Genomic DNA, 25,329 nt, shown 5'->3' with positions numbered 1-25,329 from the left:
AATGCAATCAATCGAAAAAATAGGAAAGCGATTCTGGTATATGACGCCTGTTTCTGAAACAGACAGGCCTATCCTCGGGATGGTCACAGGCAATGAAAGAACGCTGATGATTGACACTGGGAACTCTGAAGCACACGCCAATCTTTTCATAGATATGTTAAAAGAAAAGGGTGTATCGGAACCCTCTTATGTAATTTTGACACACTGGCATTGGGACCATATATTCGGCCTTCATGCGCTTGGAAATACAGTTTCAATTTCTTCAAAGAAAACGAGGAATGATATTGAAAAGCTGCTCCCGTTATCCTGGTCAAATGAAGCACTCGATCAAAGGGTAGCAGAGGGAACGGAAATTGAATTTTGCGCGAACGCGATAAAACGAGAGTTTCCGGATCAACTGGACATTAGAATCACTTTGCCTGAGATGACTTTTGAAGATGAAATCGAAATAGATCTTGGCGGCATTACCAGCATTATCAAGCATGTGGGAGGCGACCATGCTGAAGATTCGGTTGTCGTATATGTCAAAGAGGAAAAAATATTATTCCTGGCTGACAGCCTTTATCCCGATATCTTTTCGCCAAAAGACAACTATACTGTCGAGGGAACAAGAGACTTACTGAGGAAAATTGAAGCATTTGATGCAGACACTTATATACTTTCTCATTCTGGCATACTTTCTAAAAAAGAATTCCAAGACCAAGCGAATCTCCTGAGGTCTATTGGTGATCTGACTGAAAAACATCGTGGAAATTCAAAATTAATGATAGAGGATTTCAGAAAAAAGGTTAACAGGGAACTTACAGAAGAAGAACTTGAAACAATCGAATACTTCGTCAATGGATTTGAAAAGTCATCAAACACACCAAACTAGGTGTGTTTTTTATTTTTACGGGAAAATACATAATGGATTGGTGATTGTCCTGTTTTAGATGGCCTTATCTCTGCGATAGGACTGCCCATCTATCTGTTCATTTTAAGGGCAGCAGAAGATTATTAAATGAAGTATAAATCATTCTGTAAAACATATAACTCTTAGTGGATATTTTCAACAAAGGAGGAGAAATCATGCCAGAAGGAAGACACGATATCATAATTGATGTTCCAATCGAACAGGTTTGGGATTTCGTAAAAGACATGGACAACTGGGCACCATTATTGCCCGGATATATCAGTCATGAAAAATTAAGCGAAAAGCAGTCCAACTGGGCATTCAAGGAGACGGTTGGTGTATTGAAGAAGAAGATCAGTTTACAGGTCACCATAAAAGAGTGGATGGAACCAACACGGGTGACATTCGACTTGAAGGGAATAAATGAAAATCTGACAGGTAAAGGATATTTTAACGCAGAAGCTTTAGGCCAAAACCGGACAAAGATGACTGGTTATCTGGAAATGACGGCAGAAGGCGCCCTTGCACCAGTCATGAATGCAGTCATGAAATCTTCACTCCCGAAAAGCGGTCAAGAGCTTACGACAGCGATCGCCCAGAAACTTGAGGAAAGAAAAGCGATTCGATAAAAGGTTCAGGGAGCCCGCAATCAGCTGGCTCCCTAGTCTATTTTCTCGATTTTCACAGGGCCATCTATTCGGCCGCTTTTATCAAAATACAGTAGAACGGAATCGCCACTTTGGATTTTCACGTAGGCTGGCACTTTTTCTTTTTTAAAATAAATGCTTTTTCCATCCGCGCTCTCACCATAAAATCCAGAATCGTCGTTCTTGTTGATGATGAATGCTTCTGTAAAATACTCAGCTTTAACCTGGTTGGAAACCTTTCGCGCTTCGTCCATTTCAAATTTCAGGAAAACCATTAGTCCAAGAAGAAGAGTCAATAAAAACAGCAATAATACCCTCATTTGTTTATCCTCCACAACATAATCCGTAAACATTATATGTAGCGGGCTTGTCTAAATGACTTAATCCATTTAAAAAGTTTGCTATAATGATAGGAAAAACCGCAGGGAAGACAGAAGGGTTTGACACATGACAAAACTTTTAGAAGCCGATTTATATGAGCCTATCCGTAAGCATTTTATAAAACATGGCTATCGTGTTAATGGAGAGGTACACGATTGTGATTTAACGGCTGTCAAGGATGAGGAGCTCATAATCGTCGAATTAAAACTAAATCTCAATATCGACCTTTTGCTTCAGGCAACGAGAAGGCAAAGGCTGACTGATCTCGTATATATAGCGATTCCGAAACCAAAACGCATTTCAAGGAAACGCTGGAATGATATCATTCAATTAGTAAAAAGGCTGGAATTGGGACTGATCATAGTATCGTTTTCTGGTAATCGAATAAGTGTTGAGTTTAAGGTTCATCCGGAACCATATAAGCGCATGACAAGCAAGAATACGAGGAAGAAAGCAGCGTTGATTAAAGAGATAGAAGGAAGAAGCGCTGATTACAATATCGGCGGCAGCAGTAAAACCAAGATCATGACTGCCTACAAAGAAAATTGCATCCAAATCGCTTGTTATCTAGAAAAACTCGGGCAAATGTCTCCGAAAGCGCTCGTTGCTCTCGGTACAGGAGGAAAGACGCCCTTGATTCTTCAGAAAAACTATTACAAATGGTTTGAAAGAGTCGAGAGAGGCATTTATGTCATCACAGAGCAAGGAAAGAAAGAGCTTGAAGAGTACCCTGAGCTCGTGGAATATTATTTAGCTGGTCTGAAAACGGAAAATTGACCTTAAGTGCAGGTTAAACGGTAAGTGGCGGGAGAGAATGGAATTACTGTCTGCTTGAAAATCAATCTCAAATAAAAAGCTGTTTTTGACCTTATCACGAGTTTATTAGCTGGAAAAAAACACTCGAAATTTCCAGTTCGCCAATAAAGTTCTCTTTTCGCCAATAAATAGGTGTTTTGGCCAATAAAAATTTATTTTCGCCAATAAAATTAAATTATCGCCAATAAACTTGTGAAAACCGCCAATAAAATTCCTCTAAAATCAAAATAAAAAAGCGGGGAGAAACAATAAACTGTTTTCTCCCCGCTTTTTTATGCCTTTTTGAGCAGATTCTCGTCAATAAGTCCCTGTAATTCATCCAGCTCATTTTTATAGACCGTGGCCAATGATAATAGGACACTGTCAATCAGGAATTTTCTCGGGCTGGAGGAACGAAGAATTTCTTCTTCGATGAAATTAAGCTTTTTAAGATACTCAGTGTTATTGCAGTCAAGCTTCTTCATTCGAGAAATGACTGAATGAAGTTTAATTCTCCAGTCAAGTTCCTCTGTTCTGGAAACGGGAAGCCATTGATCCATTATTTCAGGTGGCACTAATTGTTCTCCAGAGAGTGCCAGCTCATCAATCATATTTAAAATTCGAGTGACACTATACCGAACAACTGGACGTATACTCGCTGCCTCACCATTCGCTTTACGATGGAACCTGATGTTCTGGAGCAGGATACCATTAAGCATAATGGCCGCATCGAGAAGGTAAGGCTGGCAAATATCATTGGTTATGTTCCCGAGACGATCGGAAAACCAGCGCAATATCTTCATTTGCCCTACTTCGATAAACTGTTTGAGCTCTTTATCACCTGAGAAAAACACTTCTTCAAAAAGCGGAACGATCTTATTTTCCCGGTTTGCAGTCATCTGTAATTCGATTTGGCTTATAAAGATTTCTGGGTCACCAGGATCCTTGCCAAGCAGCAATCCATCCCGGTCAATCTCTACCTTCTTGAAGGTTGTTCTAAAAATATCCATGAGCAGTTGATTTTTGGAAGAAAAATAATTATAGAATGTTCCTTTTGATATTCCGCTGTAGTCGAGGATATCCTTAATAGAGGTGGCCTGGAATCCTTTTTCTATAAAAAGCTGATGTGCTTTTTCAATAACATGGCGTTTTCTGTCGTTCATTTCATCACCTTAACCTTTTTGTACCGGTTGTATAAAAATATACTACATTAAATTTTCGGACATTACAAATCCCTTTGTAAAGGTGGTTTAAAAACGTTGCAAAAATTGGACCGATGGTATATGCTAGTGTCTATGCAATTAAATTGTTTGCAAATTTGTGAACAATATAGGAGGAAACTAGAATGGAACAAAATATGCAAACACCTGACAAACCGCCCTATGGAATATTGGCGGTATTAATTGTTGGAGCTTTTATTGCCTTTTTAAATAATACATTGCTTAATATAGCTTTGCCCTCCATAATGATTGACTTAAAGGTCGAAGCAACGACAGTACAGTGGCTGACAACTGGTTTCATGCTTGTCAGTGGTATCATGATTCCTCTTAGTGCGTATTTGATCCAAAAGTATTCGGTACGGAATTTATTTTTGACGGCGATGGGTTTATTCACTTTGGGCACGATCTTATCTGGAGCTGCACATGTGTTTCCGCTTTTATTAGCAGGGCGGATGATCCAGGCATCCGGTACTGCAATCATGATGCCACTATTGATGAATGTCATGCTTATAAGCTTTCCGATTGAAAAACGTGGTACCGCAATGGGTGTATTCGGATTGGTCCTTATGTTTGCACCGGCAATAGGTCCGACACTTTCAGGCTGGCTTATTGAGCATTACGACTGGAGAATGCTTTTCCATTTTGTAACGCCAATCGCAGCGACGGTCTTGTTACTAGGATTCTTCCTGTTAAAAGATAAAAAAGAGAAAGTGTATATGCGACTGGACGTTATTTCATTATCTCTATCGAGCGTTGGATTTGGCGGGCTTTTATACGGCTTCAGCTCTGCCGGTTCGAAAGGGTGGGAAAGTCCACATGTTTATCTAACATTAACGATTGGTGCAGTTTCACTTATCGTCTTTATCCTTCGTCAATTACGCCAGGATAATCCGATGTTGAATTTCAGGATCTATAAGTATCCAATGTTTGCTTTGTCTTCAGTAATTTCTATGATCGTGACAATGGCGATGTTCTCTGGAATGCTGTTGCTGCCAATCTATGTGCAAACAATACGCGGGATTTCTCCACTCGATGCAGGCTTAATGCTGCTGCCAGGCGCAATTGCCATGGCAATTATGTCACCGATTACTGGAAAATTATTTGATAAATTTGGCGGTCGTGCAATGGCGGTCATTGGCCTGCTCATCACGCTTGTGACGAGCTACTATTTCAGCAAGCTTTCAATGGAAACAACGTATACTCAGTTAATCATCCTTTATACAGTTCGCATGTTCGGTATGTCGATGGTTAATATGCCTGTTAACACGAACGGCCTGAACCAATTGCCTGCCCGTTATTATCCGCACGGCACAGCAATGAACAATACACTGCAGCAGGTTTCAGGTGCAATAGGAACAGCATTGCTGGTGACCGTGATGTCAATGAGAGCAGAAACTTATGGAAAAGAATTGGCAGCCTCAGCACTGAAAGAGGCCGCTGCAGCAGGTAAAGCTGTTACCCCTGCTGTTCAAGCTGAAATGGAACAACAGATAGCCATGCAGGCGATGCTTCATGGGATCAATGATGCTTTTTATGTAACAGTTTTTCTTTCTTTCATCGCTTTGGTGCTCGCTTTCTTTATCAAGCGTGCTACACAGGCAGAAGATACAATTGGCAAAAAAGTCCCAGCAAAGAAACCTTCTCATAAGTTGGTTAATAACTAATTACTTCCCCCTGTATTCCAGGGGGTTTTGTATAAATTTATATAAAAAGGGGAGCAGCTTTTATGGAAAGAATCTCAGAAATGCTCGCACAAAAACAGCTCGATGCGTATAACAAACAAAATTTAGAAGAGTTTTTGTCAGTGTATAGTGAAGATATAGTAATCCTGGAATTTCCGAGTAACGAGGTAACAACCAGAGGTATTGAGGAAATGCGGACCAGATATGGCAAGCTTTTTAAAAAGCATCCAAATAACCATGCGGAACTTTTGGGCAGGATGGTTCATGGAAACAAGGTTGTGGATCATGAGCTCGTTACAGGCAGGGAAAATTCCGAGCCGAAAAAAGCGGTTGCCATATATGAAATTGAAGGCGAAAAGATCGTGAAGGTTTGGTTCTTATAAGCACTGCAAATGAAAGCCAGCACCTGTATTGTACAAGGTGCTGGCTTTTTCTTTTGGAGATATAGTTTGCATCAAAAATCAGTTAAAAAAACTGTAAAAGCTCCCCATAAACGGTGCTGTAATACCAAAATAATTACGTTGCTAAGGGGGAATCTATCCTTAAATAAACAGAAGGGTTTGAAAGAAGTGACAAATCATGAAGAAAGGATATCGCTGAAATTTACCGCCCGTTTAAACGGAGAAATTTTATTATATGCTGAGGACGGGGCAAATCATGATGGATGAGGGATGTTTAGAACAGCCAACACTTGCAGCGGATCGCAATGATTTGGCTAAAACATAGCAAATTTATTTCATCTCGAATTAAAAGCAGCGCTAGAAAGACAATGGAGGGAGGTGAATATCGTGAGAAAAGATAAGATGGAAGGGGCTTATGGGAATGAAGTAGCTAAATTATTCGGACTGGATGAAGAAACGAGTCTGCAATCCGTCAATTTTGCCACAACTGAAAACCCCTTATTAAATGAACATTACCAGGAGGAACAGCAAAAATAAATAAAAGCCAGGCTTATTGCCCAGCTTAATTTTGGCGGTTTGCCAGGACGGCATCCGCTTTATGCTGTTGTTGGAATTGCTCAAGCATCTGACTTGATATAGCTGTATTGCCAGATGGGTTAGGGTGCACTCCATCACTTGCCAGGAATTCTAAGTTATCGCTGTTGATGACATTTGTAGTTTGTACCACTATGGAAGACGATGTACCTTTTGCAGCTTCGTAAATCAATAAATTCCACTTTGGAAGAAGTTTATCCGCAAGAGAATAAAATTGATGATCGGCTGGCATCGGGTTATAAAGCTCCAGAAGAACGATTGTCGCCGAAGGATTCAACTCACCAATTTTGGCAGTAATTTCAGCCAGGTTTTGTGAAAAACCTTCCTGCAGACTTTCAAAGGATTTCAGCGCACTATAGATATCGCTTTTTTTGACAGCTTTAAGAATGTCATTGCCACCGACGTTTACTGTTATAAGGTCGGCCTCCTTGATCGCTTCGTCATACACACCATCCTGTACCAGAAGATTCAATCTCTCACTGGTAATCCCGATTACTCCTTCGTTTTGTGAAAGAACTTGTTTGCCAGTTTCCATACCGAGTTGGGTTGAAAATTGACTGATGAAATTCTCTTCTTCTGGAATACGGTAACCACGTATGATTGAATCGCCGAGAGCGAGATGGTTAATGGTGCTGTCCGGAATTGTTCTGTAGTAATCTATATAAGTAAGCTTATTTGTCTTTTCAACAGAAGGTGCAGTTTCCTGCTTGATTTTATTGATTTGGTACTGGGGATAGTAAATCCATGCTGAAAATGACAGGACGGCAAGCAGAGACGAAAGCAGCAGAATTTTTATGATTTTCATGATGATTCACTCCTCGATATATATCTATTGTATCAAGGATTTTGAAGGAAATAATCAGGGGGGTATTTCCATTTTTAAAATAGTGATAATATTTAGGGATCCGAAAAAAATTCCGTTATTGGAGAGATATTTTGTTATAATTATATAATTAATATATTCAAGGAGTACACAGATGTACCAGACTTTTTCGACAAAGGAAAAAATAAAACAGATTTTTGTCATGTTGATCCCTATCTTGATTACACAATTAGGGATGTTTTCAATGGTCTTTTTCAATACCATCATGTCAGGAAAATATAATTCTTCAGACCTTGCTGGGGTAGCCATCGGGTCATCAATTTGGAGCCCGGTCTTCACCGGTCTCAGTGGGATACTCCTGGCTGTTTCGCCAATTGCCGCCCAGCGCTTTGGTGAAAAGAAGGGAAAAGAAGTATCATCGATTCTTACACATGGTATTTATTTGGCATTGATCATTGCATTACTAGTCATCATTTTGGGTGTTTTTCTGCTCAATCCAATTTTAACGGCGATGAACCTGCCTGAAAGTGTACATGAAACGGCGTTCCGCTATCTGGCCGGATTAGGTTTTGGAATCATCCCATTGTTTATTTTTAATGTATTAAGATCCTTCATATACGCACTCGGTAAAACAAGAGTTGTTATGTATATCCTCCTGATGTCGTTACCAATCAACTTCTTCTTGAACTATGTCCTGATTTTCGGTCATTGGGGTTTCCCTGAATTAGGAGGAGCTGGAGCTGGTTATGCAACGTCGATTACTTATTTTGTGATTGCGGGCATGACTGCAGTGGTCATTATCAAGCAAAAGCCATTCTCGGATTTTGTCGGATTGAAATACTTCAAGGAATTTTCCGGTGAGAAAGTGAAGGAAATTCTCAAAATCGGTGTCCCTATGGGTTTATCAATCTTTTTTGAAACAAGCATGTTTGCTGTCGTCACGATTTTGATCAGTAAATTCAATATCACGACGATTGCCGCGTACCAGTCTGCTTTAAATATTGTATCATTCCTATATATGATTCCGATGAGCATCTCGATGGCGCAAACTGTTTTGGTCGGCTTTGAAGTCGGTGCAGGGCGTTATAATGATGCCAAAGCCTACAGTTGGATGGGGATTTATCTTGGTGCCATTATTGCAGTTGGAGCCGGATTGCTAGTCGTACTATTCCGTTATGAGGTGGCAGGATTCTACTCAAATGAACCAGCAGTGATCGCTTTAACTGGACAATTTTTGATATATGCCTTGTTTTTCATGATATCCGATGCGATCCAGGCCACTGCACTCGCAGCATTGCGGGGGTACAAAGACGTGAATATATCATTTATTATTACACTGATTGCATACTGGCTCATCTGCCTGCCGGTCGGTTACCTTCTGGCCCACAAAACCGGACTTGGAGCTTCGGGATATTGGGTAGGATTGACCATCGGATTGCTTGCAGCGGGAATATCCTTATCACTAAGACTGATATTTATCCAAAAACGTCGTTTTAACGGTAATTTGGCAGAGATGGCATAAAAAAGTGAGGTTCCTGATTAGGAATCTCATTTTTTATGCTTTTAGAATGGTTAAAAATTTAAAGAATCTTTAAAATTTTCATCCTGATTATGGAAATTCACAGAAGGAATCCAGTCTTTTTGGAGGAATATTACTTTAGGGAGGTGCGGAAAATGAGTTATTTAAAGTTGGCTAATGAAAATTTCAAAAGCATTAAAGTTCAGGCAGAGAGAGCGATGGAACAATTGAACCCGGACCAGCTCCATTTTTCTCCAAACGAAGAATCTAACAGTATTGCGATAATTGCAAAACATATGAGCGGTAATCTTAAATCGAGATTCCGTGACTTTTTGACATCTGATGGTGAAAAACCAGATCGCAATAGAGATGGAGAATTTGAGGGAACATTTGCCGCGAGAGAGGATTTGCTAACTCATTGGAATGATGGCTGGACAGTGCTTTTTCAGACGCTTTCACAGTTAACGGAGCAGGACATGGGACAAACAGTCTTAATTAGAAACGAACCACACACAGCTATGGAGGCCATCCAGCGCCAAATTGTCCATCAAGCAACACATGCCGGGCAGATTGTCTATCTAGCAAAGATGATTAAAAATGAGGAATGGAAAACACTCAGTATTCCAAAGGGTCACTCCCAGCAATTCAACGAAAAAATGATGGGGATGTCAAAAAAAGAAGAGACTTCGTGAAAAGAGGTCTCTATTATGAATTAGTTGCATGTTTCTTATGCTTATACTTAGACAATTGAAATCGGATAAAGCAGCCTATGCAAAATCCAAGTATTGCAATAAATGCGGCTAACGCTACCATCGTAGTAAATATATGACCTAATGTTGTTAAGCCGCTTGCATAGGAAATGATTCCGCCTGCTAAGCAGATAACAGCGATTTTTTGATTGAACTGCTGCTGTTGCCAGTCTTCCGGAATATAATCTGACGGTTGTTTTCGCAAGAAACGCTTGGCGATTCGCATTACTGGATTATATCCGAAGAGCAGTCCTGAAATTCCTGCTAACAGTGGCAAAGTCAAAATCCATTCAATCCCTGTTAACCAGGTACTTAAAACACTTATGACAATGAACCACTGATTTGTCCTTACCAGCGGCAGAGGAATTGAGCGAATCTCAGTAGTCATGTTAAATCCGACCTTTCTTATTGGTTTATATGTATTTTATCTTTTTTTTCCTAAAATGTGAAGACTAAAGCAAATAATTTTATTTGGAGTGAACTTTTTAGGAAATATGGAAAAGTATACCTGAATATAATAGAATGCTGGTTTCAAATATATATAGAAATGATGGGGGAAACATGGGGAAAAATTTAAAGGTCATTTGCTTTTTGTTTTTTGCGGCATTCATTGGATTAGCTGGCTGTTCACAACCAATTGCAGAGAAAGCTGGTACGGAAAAAAAGGGGGTTGAACAGGAGGGCAAGGCAGGAAGTGAAGATGGAAAAAAAGAAAAGGAGGCAACTGAACAAGAAGAAGAAGAAGCACAACCAATAGTAGTGAATGTAATTGAGCCTAACACCCAAGAAGTGATCAGGTCACTTACGCCGGTAGAAATGGGTTATGGAAGCGATAATGAGAAGTTTAGAGCCGAATTGGAACAATGGGCTCGAGAATTGGCTCGCGGAAATGACGCGACGCCGGGATACGATCAACGGATGATTCCGGATAAACTTGGTCCGGATGGCCAGGTGATAAAAGGGAGTCCATTGATTATTCTTGAAGAATCTGAGCTGGTTGAAAGCATCATCCAAGCGTCAGAAATTGGGGGGAACGTAGAGCTTCCGCTTTATGTTACGGCAAGTGGATATGAAATAGATGATGCTGCCCGGCTCGGCGAGGTTGTTGTCGGAAAGTACACCACCTATTTTAACGCTGGGGTTGCGGGTAGAACAAAGAATATCGAGCTGTCAGCGGAAGCAATCAACAATATCATCCTCGGAGTAGGGGATGTGTTTTCCTTTAATACAACTGTCGGCCCGAGTGATGAAGCTCATGGATATCAGCCTGCTGAGGAAATTGTTAACAAAAAGCTGGTCATGGGGATAGGAGGCGGCATTTGCCAGACTTCTTCAACTTTATATAATGCTGTGGATGTTCTTGGTGTTGGTTATGTGGAGAAACATCATCATTCCCTGTCTGTAGGCTATGTTCCTGAAGGACGGGACGCAACGGTTTCCTATGGAGGCAAGGATTTTAAGTTCGAGAACACAACAGGCGTACCACTTTTATTGAAAGCAATAGTAGGAAAAGGTACTTTGACCGTAGAAGTGAGGACATCGAAGGAATACGAAGCACAAATGAAAAAAGGCATTTAACGGTCTTAAAACAATTCCGCCAAAAGGCGTAGAAAGAATCAATCTGATGGCGAATGTTTCCATTGTTCAATTCCCTTATTCTTGAATTAAGAACAAGGGAGGCGAACAATATGGATATGAATTATTTAGCTTTAGAATATATCTGGAATACAAAGAAGGAAGAAATGAAGCGGAAAGATGATTTTAGAGAAACATATAAACTTTATCAAGAATTTAAAAGGCTTAGCTGGAGCAATGCGATAAGGAGGGAGAATAGATCAGAGTAATAAAGTATTTAGTGTATACAGCAGGCTTTATCCTTTTGCTGATTGTTATAGGAAACCTTCAACTAAGCTTTGAGAATATTGGAAGGGAGACTTTTAGGCTCTATCCGTGGAGCATCCTAGCTGTTATATTGTATTTTCCTCTTGGCATGTATCTGGGAATACCAATGTTTGTAAAGGAATATCAAAAGTATGGAAGCTGGAGATTCGACTGGGTTAAAATCATTATCATTGCTTTGCCGCTGATCTATTTTTCATTCTTCTGGTTCATTCCGATCTCTTATCCGATACCAGATTTTATGGTAGGATCTCATTCAACGTTTAAACTGGCGATGATTGCCTCAGGGGTTATTTTCATGAATAGCATTACAAAACAAAACAGCGGCTGAAAAGATGCCGCTGTTTTGTTTTACGATGTCCGTCTCTTTTCATTTACATTAACCAGCAAGCCGCGTTTGATCCAATAGTCGAAATTATCCACTGGAAAAACACTGCGATTCTCGGCATTGCTCATTTTTATGATAACGCTGCTATCTGAAACCTCTAAAACCTTCAGTCTGTCAGAATTGTACATATTCGGCAAAAAACCATTACGGATTTCAAACTCCATGTTATTTTGATAGTCCATTAAAAAACCTCCATGATTTCTTCATGGAAATAATATTTGCCAATAGATGATGATTTATCCAATTAATATTCTTAAAAATAAACAAGAGAAATTAGCAACGCCATAAGAAAAAGCAAGAGGGGGGAGTCCCTCTTGCTTTTGATCATTCATTTGACAGCTTTTCTCCGGTTGACACCAAACCTGTCAGAAGTTGCTCTTTCTTTTGACAGCTTTTCTCTGGATGAAGCCAAACCTGTCAGAAGTTGCTCCTTCTTTTGACAGCTTTTCTCCGGATGACGCTAAACCTGTCAGAAGTTGCTCCTTCTTTTGACAGCTTTTCTCTGGCTGAAGCCAAACCTGTCAGAAGCTGCTCTTTCTATTGACAGCTTTTCTTCGGTTGAAGCCAAAGCTGTCAGAAGTTGCTCTTTCTTTTGACAGCTTTTCTCCGGTTGATGCCAAACCTGTCAGAAGTCACTCCTTCTTTTGACAGCTTTTCTCCGGTTAATGCCAAACCTGTCAGAAGTTGCTTCTTCTTTTGACAGCTTTTCTCCGGTTGAAGCCAAACCTGTCAGAAGTTGCTCTTTCTTTTGACAGCTTTTCTTTGGTTGACGCTAAACCTGTCAGAAGCCTGAAATGTTCAATTTACTAATTCTTCAACACGTTGAAATATCTTGCTTCTGGATGGGAGAAAACGAGAGCCGTTACTGATGCTTCAGGTTCCATCATATATCCGTCGGTCAAATGGATTCCGATGTCTTCCGGTTTGATCAAGTTGAAGAGCTTACGCTGATCCTCCAGATCGGGGCATGCCGGATATCCGAATGAGAAGCGCTGACCTTGATACTTAGCTGCGAAACGGTCTTTCATGGTCATATCCGGAGTGTCCGGGAAACCCCAGCGATCGCGGATTTGGCGATGAATCAGTTCGGCGTAGCCTTCTGCACTTTCAAGAGCAAGTGCCTGGAGGGCATGACTTTCCAGGAAACGTCCTTCATTTTTCAATTGTTCTGCAGCCTGACGAATTCCTGCACCTGCTGTGACAGCGAACATTCCGACGTAGTCCTTTTGGGAATCATCCACGGACCGAACGTAATCTGCCAGGCAAAGGCCGGGAGCAACCTCCTGGCGTGGAAAGTCAAAGGTTTCCAGGATTTGATCAGGTTGTTCTGGATTAAAAATATAAAGCCTATTTCCATCCGACTGGGCAGGGAAGAATTGATAAACGGCGGCCGGTTTGATCCAATCATTTGCTTTGGCTTCCTTTAAAAGATTTTGGACAACTTCATATAGCTTGACTGCCTTATCATTACCCTCAGCAAGCAAATTTTCGACCTTTCCCTTTAATCCAAGATGATGCCCAAATAGCATTTGCAGGTTGATATAGGGTTCAATATGGGACAGGGAGTAGGATTTAACGAGATGCCTTTTCGTATCCTGAGGTATGAACACCGGTGCCTTTGCCGTCACTTTGGGACGCTCCAAAACGGTTGTAGTAGATTTTCGACCTGTTGGCGCGAAATCCGGCTTATTCAACGCGGCTTCTTGTTTTGCTTTTTGTTCTGTTAAAAACTGTTCATACCCTTCCGGTTCCCGCAGTTGATTCGCGATAGACAATCCGTTCATCGCATCTTTCGCATACAATACTAGTCCGTCATACTCCTTGGCGATCTTGGTATCTGTGAATTTTCTCGATAAAGCGGCACCGCCCACAAGAATGGGAGTGTCAATTCCGGCTTGCTTCATATCATGGGCAGTAAGCACCATCTGCTGTGCAGATTTAACAAGCAGGCCAGATAGACCGATAATGTCCGGTTTTTCCTTTTTAACCGCCTCAATGAGGGCAGTTGGAGTCACCTTGATTCCCAGATCGACCACATTATATCCATTATTGCTCAGGATAATATCAACCAGGTTTTTGCCAATGTCGTGAACATCGCCTTTTACAGTTGCGAGAAGCACCTTTCCCTTTGCAGCGGTTGTATCATTTTTCTCCATATGAGGCTCTAAATGAGAGACAGCAGCCTTCATGACTTCAGCACTCTGTAGGACCTCAGCCACAATCAACTGATTGTCATTGAACAGTCTGCCAACTTCCTTCATCCCATCCATCAACGGACCATTGATGATATCCAGTGGGGCAGGGTAGAGGTCCAGGGCAATATCTAGGTCTGGCTGAAGGCCTTCTTTCGTACCCTCAACTACATAGTAGGATAGTCTTTCTTCTAGTGTCATATCAGGCAGGGTGCTTTTGGTTTCCTTCTTTTTATCACGGTAAAAATCAGTGAATTCCGCGAGTGTCTCATCTGTTGTATTGAACAACAGCTCTTCAGCCATTTTAACTTCCTCAGGACTGATTGAAGCAAATCGTTCGAGCTTTTCCGTATTCACAATGGCGTAGTCGAGACCTGCCTGGGTGCAGTGATAAAGAAATACCGAATTCAATACTTCGCGGCCAACAGGTGGCAGGCCGAAGGAAACATTGCTAATTCCGAGGATTGTTTGCGTTTCCGGGAAAGTTTCCTTGATCATCCTGATTCCATCCACAGTTGCTTTAGCTGAACCAATATATTGTTCATCCCCGGTGCCGACAGGGAAGACGAGCGGGTCAAAAATCAAGTCCTGTGCCGGCACTTTATATTTATTGACAAGCAAGTCGTACGATCGTTTAGCAATTTCCAATTTCCTCTCAGCGGAAACACCCATACCCTCTTCTTCGATCGTTCCCACAACGACAGCTGCACCATATTTGTGGATCAGACGAGCCACAGACTGGAATCGTTCTTCGCCATCTTCCAGATTGATGGAATTGATAATCGCCTTACCCTGGGAATAACTCAGTGCTTTTTCAATTACTTCATCATCAGTAGAATCGATTACGAGCGGAGCCTTAACTTTTTTAACAACTTCTTTAATAAATTCTTCCATGTCTTGAAGCTCATCTCTGTCCGGGTCAGCAAGGCAGATATCAATGACATGGGCTCCATTTTTAACCTGGGCCCTTGCAATCTCAGCTGCTTCTTCTATTTTTCCTTCCGAAATCAGGCGTTTGAATTTTCGGGAACCGATTACGTTCGTCCGTTCACCAACCATGATCGGCCTTAGGGTTGGATCGTCATAGATGAAGGGCTCTATCCCAGAAACCATATGCAGGTTGTTTTCTTCTGTCTGCCTCGGCGGTCGCTCCTGCATTTTTTCCGAAATCGCCTTTATATGTGCAGGTGTCGTTCCGCAGCAGCCTCCGACAATATTCAGCCAGCCTTCTCGGGCAAAATCAGAAAGCTTCTGAGCGAGCGTGTCAGGCGTTTCATGATATTGACCTTCCTCATCAGGCAGGCCAGCGTTAGGATAACAGCTGACTGCAGAACTGGAAAGGGAGGACAATGAACGCAGGTGCTCCTGCATGAATTCAGGCCCGGTTGCGCAATTCAGTCCAATCGCAATCGGATTCATATGCTGAACAGAAATATAAAATGCTTCAATTGATTGACCTGCGAGTGTCGTGCCCATTGGTTCAATCGTGGCAGAGATCATCAGAGGGAGTTCTTTGCCACTCTTCTGAAATGCACGCTGGATTCCCGTATAAGCTGATTTTACATTCAGTAAATCCTGGCTTGTTTCAAGCAACAGCAAATCAACGTTGCCATCAATCAGGCCAAGAGCCTGTTCTTCGTAGGAAGCAGACATTTCATCAAAGGTTGCTCCTCCGGTCACGCTTAGTGTTTTGGTTGTCGGTCCCATTGAACCAGCTACAAAACGGGGCTGTGAGGGAGAAGATGACGCGTCTGCCGCTTTTCTGGCAATCAGGGCTGCTTCCTTGTTGATTTCGTACGCTCTATGTCCCAGTCCGTATTCATCGAGCACCAGGCTAGTGGCACCAAAGGTATTGGTCTCAACGATGTCCGCACCTGCTTCGAAGTATTCCCGATGGATCTTTTCAATCACTTCAGGCACAGTTAAATTCAGGATTTCGTTACAGCCTTCATATTCTTCACCGCCAAAGTCTTCCGGTGTCAGGTCTGCCTGCTGGAGCATCGTTCCCATCGCTCCGTCCATGATCAGGATTTTTTTTCTCATCTGCTCAGTTAACAAGGTTGACATTTTGTTTCCTCCTCATAAGACGGCTGCTGTATTCATTAGCGTAGCTCGACAATTCAACACTCATTTCATAGTTCATAAAAGGAGTGATCAAATAGATACCGTTAAACAGTTCTGCTGCAGCCTCAATCAAACCTTTTGTAATCGCTATGCCTTCCTTTTTGGATTGCAGCGGTTCATTATTGAATTTCGCCATAATGTCGAGGATTTCCTGTGAAATCTTGATGCCAGGAACTTCATTATGAAGGAATTCTGCGTTTCTGCTGCTCGTGAGCGGCATCAATCCAATATAAATAGGGGCATCTATATGCTTTGTTGCTTCATGAACCTCAACAAGCATTTTTTCAGAATAAACAGGCTGAGTGATGAAATAATCAGCACCAGCACGAATTTTCTTTTCCATCCTAGCTACTGCTTTTTCAATAGAACGGACATTAGGATTGAAAGCTGCGCCTATAGAGAAAGCACCTTTTTGGCCAAGATCTTTTCCGGAATAGGAAAGACCTTCATTAAACTGCTTGATCATCTCGATTAATTCGAAGGAAGAGACATCAAAAACAGATGATGCACCAGGAAAATCACCTACTCGGGCGGGGTCGCCTGTCACGGCTAACACATCATGCAGACCAAGTGTATGCAAACCCATCAAATGAGACTGTAGTCCAATGATATTCCGGTCACGGCAAGTAAGATGCACAAGGGGGCGCAAACCGATTTTTTCCTTTACGAGATGTCCGATTGCACCATTAGATATTCTTGGTGAAGCAAGTGAATTATCTGCGAGGGTCAGGGCATCAATACCTGTTTCCTTAAGTGCTTTTGCTCCTTCAAAAAACCTAGTCGTATCCAGCTTTCGCGGTGAGTCAAGCTCTACAATCACTGACGGCCGTTCTTTCACCAATTGTTGCAGGGGGGCTAATGGCCTTTTTACGTCAGCGGGAGTGACAACAATTTTGGGCTTCTTCGCAGGGATTTTCTTGTCTAACACTGGCGGCAATCCCTTTAGCTCATCAGCAAATGCTTTAATATGTTCAGGAGTCGTTCCGCAACAGCCTCCAATCAGCCTGACTCCCTGGTCACGGAAACTGTGGGCAGATTTGCCGAAATATTCAGGATTGCCTTCGTAGTGGAACTTCCCATCTGTGTAGGCAGGCAAGCCAGCATTTGGATAGACTGACAGAAATGCCTTTGAAGGCAACTCTACCTGTTCAAGACTGGAAATCATATGATGCGGACCAAGTCTGCAATTAAGACCGACAATATCGGCGCCGAGGTCTTCGAGTCTATTAAAAACCTCCTGAAGCGGGGTCTGATCCTGCATGATCCCTATTTCCTGAAGCGATACCTGGGCGATGATTGGCAGGTCGGTCTCCTTTCGGGCAATCTCGAGCACCGTCTCGATTTCTTCCATATCATAAAATGTCTCTAGCAAAAGTCCGTCCACACCCTCAAGGAGGAGACAGTAGAGCTGCTCCCTGAAGCTCCTTTTGATTTCTTCAATCGGGATGGCAGAAGGCCTGATTCCACGGTTCCCGCCAATCGTCCCGAGGATATAGGCATCCGTGCCTGCAGCTTGTCGGGCAAGTCTTACTGCTGCACTATTAATCTCTTTCACCTGATCCTCAAGTCCATATCTTTCAAGTTTTATATAATTCGCTGCATAGGTGTTCGTCTGGATAAGGTCAGCACCCGCGTTTATATAGGCTTTATGGATCCGTATAATGTCATCAGGATGTGAAATGTTCAACTCTTCAAAACAAGTACCGGCTCCATAAGAGTGGAGGAGAGTACCAATCGCTCCATCGGCGATTAAAATTTCATTCTCCAGGCGTTTCAGGAAACTCATTAGACTTCCTCCTTTTGTGCTATTAGTGTTCCTATGGAATCCAAGGCTTGCTCAAAGTCCGCGATCAAATCATCAGCGCTCTCAAGCCCGACTGATAATCGAAGGAGACCATCAGAGATACCGCGCCTCTCCCGTTCATCCTGCGGCATTGCTGCATGTGACATTTTTGCCGGGTAGGAGAGGATGGATTCAACGGCACCAAGGCTTACTGCAAAAACCGGCAGTTTCACTTGTTCTATGAATCTAGTTAAAAACTCGGAATGTTTAAGCTCAAAGGATAATACAGCCCCGGGACCATAGGCCTGCTGGATCTGAAGTTCTGACTGCGGATGATTAGCAAGGCCAGGGTAATAGACATTCTTAATGAAAGGTTGATCTTTTAAAAAGCCAGCGATTTTCTTTGCGCTTTCCTGAGATTGGTTCATTCTGACAGACAAGGTCTTAATGCCTCTCATCACAAGCCACGCATCCTGGACCCCAAGGACAGCTCCGAAAGAGTTCTGCAGGGAATAAAGCCTGTTTGCGAGTTCTTCATCCTTGACTACTGCCAAACCTGCAACTGTATCACTGTGGCCGGACAGAAACTTTGTAGCGCTGTGAAGAACAATATCAGCTCCAAGTTCAAGCGGGCGCTGCAAGTATGGTGTCATAAAAGTGTTGTCGACAAATGTATAAGCACCATGTTTCCTCGCAATTTCACTGACAGCTTGTATATCTGTCACCTTTAACAGGGGATTGGAAGGTGTTTCTGCATATAGCAATGCAGTATTTGGTCTAATCGCGTTTTCTACCGCTTCAAGGTCGGTCATGTCCACAAAAGTGTGATCAATGCCAAAACGGTTCAACACCTGTGTGACCATCCGGTAAGTGCCGCCATAAACATCCTCGGTGACAACCACGTGATCTCCCTGTGAAAGAAGCAAAAATGCAGTTGAGATCGCAGCCATCCCGGAAGAAAAAGCAAAACCTCGTGTACCGCCCTCGAGATCGGCGATTATTTCCTCAAGTGCCTCTCTTGTAGGGTTAAGGCTCCGGCTATAATCATATTTTCCGAACTTGTCTGCCGAGGATTGATGAAATGTTGACGCGTGCTGGATCGGCACGCTGACACCACCGGTTGCTGGATCGAATTTATGCTTGTTATGGAGAAGCTGTGTTTCGAATGTGTATTCATTACTCATATAGCTTCTGCCTCCTGGAGTGCCTTTTTGAAGGCTTCTTCTAAATCCTTTTTTAAATCCCCAACATTCTCGATTCCCACAGAGAATCGCAACAGTCGGTCACAAACACCAGTTTGTTCGCGAATTTCCGCTGGAATATCAGCATGTGTCTGGGTTGCAGGGTAAGTAATGAAACTCTCAACACCACCAAGGCTTTCGGCAAAAGTGATAGTAGAAAGACTTTTTAAAAATGGATTGACCATGGCAGGGGAGTGGACCCTGAAAGAGATCATCCCGCCTCTTCCTGGATAAAGTACATCCCTCACCGCATTGTGCCTCTGTAAATAACTCACAAGTTCCCTGGCATTTTGCTCGTGGCGTTCCATCCTCAATGCCAGCGTCTTCATCCCGCGGATGAGAAGCCAGGAATCGAATGGACTTAACACCGCACCTCCGCCATTATGATGAAGGAAGAGAGAATCACATAACTGTTGCCCTCTGGCAACAATCAGCCCTGCTAGGACATCATTGTGACCTCCAAGGTACTTCGTTGCACTGTGAATCACGATATCAGCGCCTAAAGTCAATGGTTTTTGCAGCAGGGGAGTGTAGAAGGTATTATCAACAATCAGCAGAATACCATTTTCCTTTGCGATTTTTGCGATTGCTTCAATATCAGCTTGCTCCATAAGCGGATTCGTCGGGGTTTCCACAAAGAGTGCCTTCGTCTTTTGCGTGATGGTCGATTTGATTTCATTTAGATCAGCCATGTCAGCATATGTACTGTTTAATCCCCACTTTTTGAAACCCTGCTCCAGAAGCCGGTAAGTTCCTCCGTATAAATCCTTCGAAACAATCCATTCATCTCCGTGCTCGAATAGCGAAAGAACCGTCCAGATTGCTGCCATACCGGAGCTACAGGCAAAACCGCGGTCACCTTCCTCTAGGTCTGCGATTGCCTTTTCAAGAATTTCGCGAGTAGGGTTGCCCGTGCGGACATAATCATAGCCGCTTGATTGGCCAATCCCTTCATGGCGGTAGGCCGTCGTTAAATAGATGGGAGGATTGACTGCCCCTGTGGATGTTTCACTCCTGTTGCCAAGCTGTGCTAGCTTTGTATCGATTTCTGCCAAATTACTCACTCCTCATGATTGTAGTTAGACGGCAATTTTGTTTTATGAGTAAAGACGAAATCATCGACTTTTAAAAAGACAATTACCGCAAAGCTCCAGAAAGACGGTGCGGGGAGTCCCTAATAAAACAAAAAAGCCTTCTTAAGAAGAAGACTTTTACAGATGATAGCCATTCTTCTTATCTGCCAAGTTTTTTTACAAACTTGCTGGAATTAGCACCTTTTCAACAACAAAATAGTTGAAGGTTGCTGAAGCTTCACAGGGCCAGACCCTCAGCTTCTCTGGATAAGATTTCATATTATTGAATTATTAAATTTCTCTAAATATTACAGCTGTTATGAAAGAATGTCAATCATTTTATTAGCGCGGTGAAGTGAATAGGTGAAAGACTGCTTGATCTAGAGTTAGTCAGGGTTGAGTTATTTTTTTGTGACAGCTTTTCTGATTCCGAGGTCAAAGCTGTCAAGATTCTGCAGTTTTTGTGACAGCTTTTCTGTTTGCGGGCACAAACCTGTCAAGATTCTGCCGTTTTTGTGACAGCTTTTCTAGTTCCGGAGCCAAACCTGTCAAGATTTCGCTATTATTATGACAGCTTTTCTGGTTCCTGGCGTAAACCTGTCAAGATTCCGCTGTTTTTGTGACAGCTTTTCTGGTTCCGGAGCCAAACCTGTCAAGATTTCGCTATTATTATGACAGCTTTTCTGGATCCGAGGCCAAACCTGTCAAGATTCCGCTATTATTGTGACAGCTTTTCTGGTTCCTGGCGTAAACCTGTCAAGATTTTGCCGTTTTTGTGACAGCTTTTCTGGTTCCGAGGTCAAAGCTGTCAAGATTCCGCCGTTTTTGTGACAGCTTTTCTGGTTCCAGGCGGAAAGCTGTCAAGATTCCTCCGTTTTTGTGACAGCTTTTCTGGTTCCGAGGCCAAACCTGTCAAGATTCCACCGTTTTTGTGACAGCTTTTCTGGTTCCGAGGCTAAACCTGTCAAGATTCCACCGTTTTTGTGACAGCTTTTCTGGTTCCGAGGCTAAACCTGTCAAGATTCTGCTATTATTGTGACAGCTTTTCTGGTTCCTGGCGTAAACCTGTCAAGATTCCGCCGTTTTTGTGACAGCTTTTCTGGATCCGAGGCCAAAGCTGTCAAGATTCCACCGTTATTGTGACAGCTTTTCTGGTTCCGGAGCCAAACCTGTCAAGATTCCGCCGCTTTCGTGACAGCTTTTCATGATTCGGAGTCAAACCTGTCAAGATTCCATTGCCTCATAATAAAAAACTGGCTCACATGAATAAATGAGCCAGTCTTGCTAAATATAAAGCTATTAATATACTCCTATTGCATCAAATGCTTTATTGACAGCATTCACTTCTGCAGAAGCTGAGCCATACAGGTCTGATGCAGCTTGTACCAATCCTGCTCTTGCCTGGCTGAAGTTCGTTGAAGAAGTGAAGTAAACTGTGTTTGCACGGTAGAAGATAGCGCCCATCTTATCCGTTCCTACGCCTGGCACCGATACTCCATAATGTGAACCGCCTTCGCTCAGAAGGTATGCTGCTTTATTGATGATTCCGCTGTTGATATGGACTCCGCCATTATCGGAAGTGCCAGTATAACGCACAGAGTAGTGATCCGGATCGCCGTATTTTGTTGGGTCGCTCATTGAACGCAGGGCATCACCAGCTTTATTTGGTGTGTAGATGTCTTCGCCGATTTCAAAATCAGGATCATTATTATCATGGAATTCAGCAAGTGTGCCGAAGATATCGGAAATTGCTTCGTTCAATGCACCTGATTCGTACTGGTAAACAAGGTCGGAGCTGAAATCCGTCACTGCGTGAGTCAATTCATGCGCTACAACATCAAGACCGCCTGATAACGGGATGAATGTAGTTCCATCTCCATCACCGTACACCATTTGCTGGCCATTCCAGAAAGCATTGTTATAGTTTCTTCCGTAGTGGACAGTGGACTTCAAAGCAGCACCACGATCGTCGTATGAATTGCGGCCAAAAGTATTTTTATAGTAATCATAAGTGAGTCCTGCATAGTAGTGTGCATCTACAGCTGCACCGTCATACGCTGCATTCAGGTTATTGTCAGCATCTACCCAAAGCGAACCTGGAGTTCTCTGCCTGTTTTTCGCGTCATAAGTGAAGACACCATTTCCGCGAGTATTATCCTGCAAATAATATGAGCCATTTGAAAGAAGAGTGTTCAATGTCTTCGTGTCACCCAAAACTCCTAAACCAGAACCAACAGTGTCCGTACCATTTATAGAAGGATTGGTTTTACCAGCAGTATGAATGGCATTGTACTTATTGATAATTTCACCTGTAACAGCGTTGACAAAGTACTGGAAATTGCCTGGTTCAGGGCTCAGGAAGTTCAATGTTACGTGGTAAGCGTAAACTGCCTGATCTTCGGCAGGGTAAATGACTAATTCCGCAGTTGGGCTAACTTCATAGTCAGGCTTGTAACCTAAATCCGCTTCTGCCGTGCCAATTGCATCTCTTTGTGATTTTTTATTTGCAGCTTTTACAAGCTTGCCATCTAATCCCTTGCTGACTGTACCACTGAAAACTTGAAGAACTCCAGCTTCATCGACTCTTGCCACCTGGGTTGCTCCCCAGACAGGAACGCCATTATAGACCTGCTGCAAGCGGACAACGTCGCCACCAAGCTTGTCTGATTCCTGTGTTGTAACAATAAAACTATCATTAGTGCCCAGATTGTATTTTCCTTTCGATTCCTTCAGGTAACCAATGACAATGTCCTTTGCTGCCTTCTGGGAAGGATTTGTCAGCTTGCCGGTGACAAATTCAGGTGCGCCATGGCTTTTTGTATACTTTTTGGAAGGTGAATCTGCTGATGGGGCAGCGAAGCCAGTCGCAGCAACCAATCCGCTTAGTGCCAAGCTTGCTGTTAAACTAAGTGAAACTACTTTCTTTTTCAAATAAACTCCTCCTAAAATCAAATTCTAGCTAAATAATTTAGTAGATTATCATATTTATACTTTAATTGTCCGAACATTGCAATAACTAAGTCTAAAATTGTCGAATTGGCATGTTGGGAAAATTTCAGAGGCTATTTTAAATAAAAAGTAATCAGAATTTATTGACTAATTTGTCAATATATTTTTATTATTAAGTTGTAGTACCAACTAATAAAAAAGGGAGGTTAATAAAAATGAATTCTTTATGGTTAGCCGTGATTGGAATGATTGTGTTTGCGATCGGATACCGCTTTTATTCTAAATGGGTAGCAGAAAAGATTTACCGTCTTGACCCTAACTATGTCACACCGGCGCACCAGTATTCGGATGGAGTAGACTTTGTACCAACGAAGAAAATGATCCTATGGGGTCACCATTTTACGTCTGTGGCAGGGGCAGCACCAATTGTTGGACCAGCGATCGCTGTCTATTGGGGATGGCTTCCTGCATTCCTCTGGGTCACATTGGGGACCGTCTTCGCTGCGGGCGTCCATGATTTCGGAACTCTCGTCCTTTCAGTCAGGAATAAGGGACAGTCAGTTGGGACCATCACAAATAAGCTTATTGGCAAACGGGCAAAAATTATGTTCTTATTTATTATTTTAATACTTGTTCTGATGGTCAACGCCGTTTTTGCATGGGTAATTGCGAACTTGTTTGTAAAATTCCCTGCTAGTGTTCTATCGGTATTCCTCCAAATACCACTTGCAATTTGGATTGGTTACGCAGTTTATAAAAAGAAGAAGGGAATGCTTGTACCTTCCCTGATTGCATTAGCTGTCATGTATGGCGCAGCTATCCTTGCCAGCCGCGTACCTGCATTGCAAATCGATCTTGTGAGATATTTTGGCGGGGCGGATAGTACCGTCATGTTTGGTCTAAGTGGTGTATCCATGGCTTTCTTAGTCTGGATTGTCGTTCTGATGGTTTATGTTTACATTGCATCAACACTGCCGGTCTGGAAGCTCCTGCAGCCCCGAGATTACATCAATTCACACCAATTGGTTGTAGGTTTGTTCATTTTATATGCAGGGCTCATTTTCCTGCAGCCAAAGGTTACTGCTCCAGCAATGAATGCAGGTGCTGCTGATGTTTCCTGGTTCCCGTTATTGTTCATTACGATTGCCTGCGGGGCAATTTCCGGATTCCATGGACTTGTTTCTTCTGGAACCTCTTCTAAGCAGCTGGAAAAAGAAACCGACGCCCGTTTTGTTGGTTATGCTGGTGCAGTAGGTGAAGGGATCCTTGCCTTGATTGCCATTATCGCGGTTGTCACAGTATTTGCGACAAAAGCTGATTTTACTGCAGCTTATTCAAGCTTTGCCGCTGCAAGCGCAGGTGGGCTGGGCAACTTCATCAATGGTGCTGCCCAGCTTGCGACCGGCATCTGGATTCCAGCAGACATTGCAAGGACGATTGTTTCTATCATCGTCGTCAGCTTTGCGGCTACTACATTGGACACGTCAGTAAGATTGATGCGCTATATCATCGCTGAAATCGGAAGCGAGTACAATGTTCAGGCACTGACGAAGACTCATGTGGCTACAACTGTTGCAGTTGTTTCCAGTGCGGCGCTGGTATTATTGCCAAAGGGGCCTAACGGATTCGGTTCTGGCGGATACCTGTTGTGGCCATTGTTCGGAACAAGCAACCAGCTTTTGGCCGGAGTCAGCCTGCTGCTAATATCCATCTGGCTGAAGCGCCAGGGAAGGAATTACCTTGTAACCTTCATCCCGATGGTGTTCGTATTCTTCATGACACTTTGGGCAATGATTCAGCAGGTTGTTTTCCAGTGGTCTGGTTATGGAAGCGGTGAGCTGAATATGCTGCTCTTTGGTATCGGAGGTCTGATCCTTATCTTTGTATTCTGGATCATCATCGAAGCAATCGCAGCCTTCAGCAGGAATAATCCACCGCCATTAAGTAAGGAAATGTAATGAAGTGGAGGCCGGGCGA

Annotated in this window: 23 protein-coding genes and 1 riboswitch; of the genes, 13 read left to right on the top strand and 10 right to left on the bottom strand. The window is 42.7% G+C overall.

From position 1 onward, the window contains the following. Position 1: 1 nt before the first annotated feature. Positions 2 to 874 carry an MBL fold metallo-hydrolase gene (locus J7E32_RS03280; RefSeq protein WP_214903504.1) on the top strand — a complete coding sequence of 291 codons (873 nt, stop codon included), beginning with the start codon at positions 2 to 4 and terminating at the stop codon, positions 872 to 874. A 194-nt stretch (positions 875 to 1,068) separates the two neighbouring features. Continuing rightward, on the top strand, positions 1,069 to 1,521 hold the full coding sequence (locus J7E32_RS03275; RefSeq protein ID WP_214903501.1) for an SRPBCC family protein: 453 nt from the start codon (positions 1,069 to 1,071) through the stop codon (positions 1,519 to 1,521). Positions 1,522 to 1,553: 32 nt separating this feature from the next. Here J7E32_RS03275 and J7E32_RS03270 read toward each other — a convergent pair whose 3' ends face one another. Beyond that, a complete protein-coding gene (locus J7E32_RS03270) occupies positions 1,554 to 1,859 on the bottom strand; it encodes a hypothetical protein (protein ID WP_214903499.1) in 306 nt (101 codons plus the stop codon). A gap of 127 nt (positions 1,860 to 1,986) precedes the next feature. Here J7E32_RS03270 and J7E32_RS03265 point away from each other — a divergent pair, with 127 nt between their 5' ends. Then, entirely contained in the window at positions 1,987 to 2,697 is a 711-nt protein-coding gene (locus tag J7E32_RS03265) for a DUF2161 domain-containing phosphodiesterase (protein ID WP_214903497.1), read from the top strand. A gap of 311 nt (positions 2,698 to 3,008) precedes the next feature. On the opposite strand, the gene J7E32_RS03260 is transcribed toward J7E32_RS03265, so the two are convergent. Further along, on the bottom strand, positions 3,009 to 3,878 hold the full coding sequence (locus J7E32_RS03260) for a TetR/AcrR family transcriptional regulator (RefSeq protein WP_214903495.1): 870 nt from the start codon (positions 3,876 to 3,878) through the stop codon (positions 3,009 to 3,011). 182 nt (positions 3,879 to 4,060) lie between these two features. On the opposite strand from J7E32_RS03260, the gene J7E32_RS03255 reads away from it, so the two are divergent. The 4 genes from J7E32_RS03255 (at position 4,061) to J7E32_RS03240 (ending at position 6,555) form a co-directional block, all read left to right on the top strand. After that, positions 4,061 to 5,599, top strand: a complete 1,539-nt coding sequence (locus J7E32_RS03255) for a DHA2 family efflux MFS transporter permease subunit (RefSeq protein ID WP_214903493.1) — start codon at positions 4,061 to 4,063, stop codon at positions 5,597 to 5,599. Positions 5,600 to 5,661: 62 nt separating this feature from the next. Further along, complete coding sequence (locus J7E32_RS03250; protein WP_214903491.1) at positions 5,662 to 6,000, top strand: nuclear transport factor 2 family protein; 339 nt, start codon at positions 5,662 to 5,664, stop codon at positions 5,998 to 6,000. A 9-nt stretch (positions 6,001 to 6,009) separates the two neighbouring features. Further along, a complete protein-coding gene (locus J7E32_RS03245; RefSeq protein ID WP_214903489.1) occupies positions 6,010 to 6,285 on the top strand; it encodes a hypothetical protein in 276 nt (91 codons plus the stop codon). Between the two features lie 120 nt (positions 6,286 to 6,405). Then, a complete protein-coding gene (locus tag J7E32_RS03240; RefSeq protein ID WP_214903823.1) occupies positions 6,406 to 6,555 on the top strand; it encodes a hypothetical protein in 150 nt (49 codons plus the stop codon). A gap of 25 nt (positions 6,556 to 6,580) precedes the next feature. On the opposite strand, the gene J7E32_RS03235 is transcribed toward J7E32_RS03240, so the two are convergent. Beyond that, positions 6,581 to 7,417: a GDSL-type esterase/lipase family protein gene (locus tag J7E32_RS03235; protein WP_214903487.1), complete on the bottom strand. Its 837-nt coding sequence runs from the start codon at positions 7,415 to 7,417 to the stop codon at positions 6,581 to 6,583. A gap of 172 nt (positions 7,418 to 7,589) precedes the next feature. Here J7E32_RS03235 and J7E32_RS03230 point away from each other — a divergent pair, with 172 nt between their 5' ends. Together J7E32_RS03230 and J7E32_RS03225 are read left to right on the top strand one after the other, a co-directional pair. Beyond that, positions 7,590 to 8,957 carry an MATE family efflux transporter gene (locus tag J7E32_RS03230; RefSeq protein ID WP_214903485.1) on the top strand — a complete coding sequence of 456 codons (1,368 nt, stop codon included), beginning with the start codon at positions 7,590 to 7,592 and terminating at the stop codon, positions 8,955 to 8,957. 152 nt (positions 8,958 to 9,109) lie between these two features. Beyond that, positions 9,110 to 9,646, top strand: a complete 537-nt coding sequence (locus J7E32_RS03225) for a DUF1572 family protein (protein ID WP_286182634.1) — start codon at positions 9,110 to 9,112, stop codon at positions 9,644 to 9,646. A gap of 13 nt (positions 9,647 to 9,659) precedes the next feature. Here J7E32_RS03225 and J7E32_RS03220 read toward each other — a convergent pair whose 3' ends face one another. Continuing rightward, positions 9,660 to 10,091 carry a DUF4395 domain-containing protein gene (locus J7E32_RS03220; RefSeq protein ID WP_214903481.1) on the bottom strand — a complete coding sequence of 144 codons (432 nt, stop codon included), beginning with the start codon at positions 10,089 to 10,091 and terminating at the stop codon, positions 9,660 to 9,662. A gap of 173 nt (positions 10,092 to 10,264) precedes the next feature. On the opposite strand from J7E32_RS03220, the gene J7E32_RS03215 reads away from it, so the two are divergent. The 3 genes from J7E32_RS03215 to J7E32_RS03205 all read left to right on the top strand — a co-directional run bounded on the left by J7E32_RS03215 (position 10,265) and on the right by J7E32_RS03205 (position 11,933). Continuing rightward, positions 10,265 to 11,281, top strand: coding sequence for a VanW family protein (locus tag J7E32_RS03215; RefSeq protein WP_214903478.1), 1,017 nt, complete (start codon positions 10,265 to 10,267; stop codon positions 11,279 to 11,281). A 110-nt stretch (positions 11,282 to 11,391) separates the two neighbouring features. Beyond that, entirely contained in the window at positions 11,392 to 11,547 is a 156-nt protein-coding gene (locus tag J7E32_RS03210; RefSeq protein ID WP_214903475.1) for a hypothetical protein, read from the top strand. A gap of 35 nt (positions 11,548 to 11,582) precedes the next feature. Continuing rightward, complete coding sequence (locus J7E32_RS03205) at positions 11,583 to 11,933, top strand: hypothetical protein (RefSeq protein WP_214903472.1); 351 nt, start codon at positions 11,583 to 11,585, stop codon at positions 11,931 to 11,933. 20 nt (positions 11,934 to 11,953) lie between these two features. Here J7E32_RS03205 and J7E32_RS03200 read toward each other — a convergent pair whose 3' ends face one another. The 6 genes from J7E32_RS03200 to J7E32_RS03175 all read right to left on the bottom strand — a co-directional run bounded on the left by J7E32_RS03200 (position 11,954) and on the right by J7E32_RS03175 (position 23,334). Further along, on the bottom strand, positions 11,954 to 12,172 hold the full coding sequence (locus J7E32_RS03200) for a hypothetical protein (RefSeq protein ID WP_214903469.1): 219 nt from the start codon (positions 12,170 to 12,172) through the stop codon (positions 11,954 to 11,956). 624 nt (positions 12,173 to 12,796) lie between these two features. Next, complete coding sequence (gene metH, locus J7E32_RS03195; protein ID WP_214903466.1) at positions 12,797 to 16,249, bottom strand: methionine synthase; 3,453 nt, start codon at positions 16,247 to 16,249, stop codon at positions 12,797 to 12,799. Beyond that, on the bottom strand, positions 16,230 to 18,092 hold the full coding sequence (locus J7E32_RS03190) for a bifunctional homocysteine S-methyltransferase/methylenetetrahydrofolate reductase (protein ID WP_214903464.1): 1,863 nt from the start codon (positions 18,090 to 18,092) through the stop codon (positions 16,230 to 16,232). The genes metH and J7E32_RS03190 overlap by 20 nt, the downstream gene beginning before the upstream one ends. Continuing rightward, entirely contained in the window at positions 18,092 to 19,273 is a 1,182-nt protein-coding gene (gene metC, locus J7E32_RS03185; RefSeq protein ID WP_214903461.1) for a cystathionine beta-lyase, read from the bottom strand. The genes J7E32_RS03190 and metC overlap by 1 nt, the downstream gene beginning before the upstream one ends. Further along, the gene (locus J7E32_RS03180; protein ID WP_214903458.1) at positions 19,270 to 20,385 is read right to left on the bottom strand and encodes a methionine biosynthesis PLP-dependent protein; all 1,116 of its coding nucleotides are present in this window, start codon (positions 20,383 to 20,385) and stop codon (positions 19,270 to 19,272) included. Before J7E32_RS03180 ends, metC begins: the two co-directional genes overlap by 4 nt. A 175-nt stretch (positions 20,386 to 20,560) precedes the next feature. Then, positions 20,561 to 20,677, bottom strand: a riboswitch (SAM riboswitch). Positions 20,678 to 21,702: 1,025 nt separating this feature from the next. Further along, positions 21,703 to 23,334 carry a M4 family metallopeptidase gene (locus tag J7E32_RS03175; RefSeq protein WP_214903455.1) on the bottom strand — a complete coding sequence of 544 codons (1,632 nt, stop codon included), beginning with the start codon at positions 23,332 to 23,334 and terminating at the stop codon, positions 21,703 to 21,705. 233 nt (positions 23,335 to 23,567) lie between these two features. On the opposite strand from J7E32_RS03175, the gene J7E32_RS03170 reads away from it, so the two are divergent. Next, positions 23,568 to 25,310: a carbon starvation CstA family protein gene (locus J7E32_RS03170; RefSeq protein ID WP_214903439.1), complete on the top strand. Its 1,743-nt coding sequence runs from the start codon at positions 23,568 to 23,570 to the stop codon at positions 25,308 to 25,310. Positions 25,311 to 25,329: the final 19 nt, after the last annotated feature.

It is taken from the genome of Bacillus sp. ISL-55, from assembly GCF_018613155.1.
Taxonomy (GTDB): domain Bacteria; phylum Bacillota; class Bacilli; order Bacillales; family Cytobacillaceae; genus Mesobacillus.
Note: the sequence above shows the minus strand (reverse complement) of the source record. Positions and strands in the feature narration are given on the sequence as shown.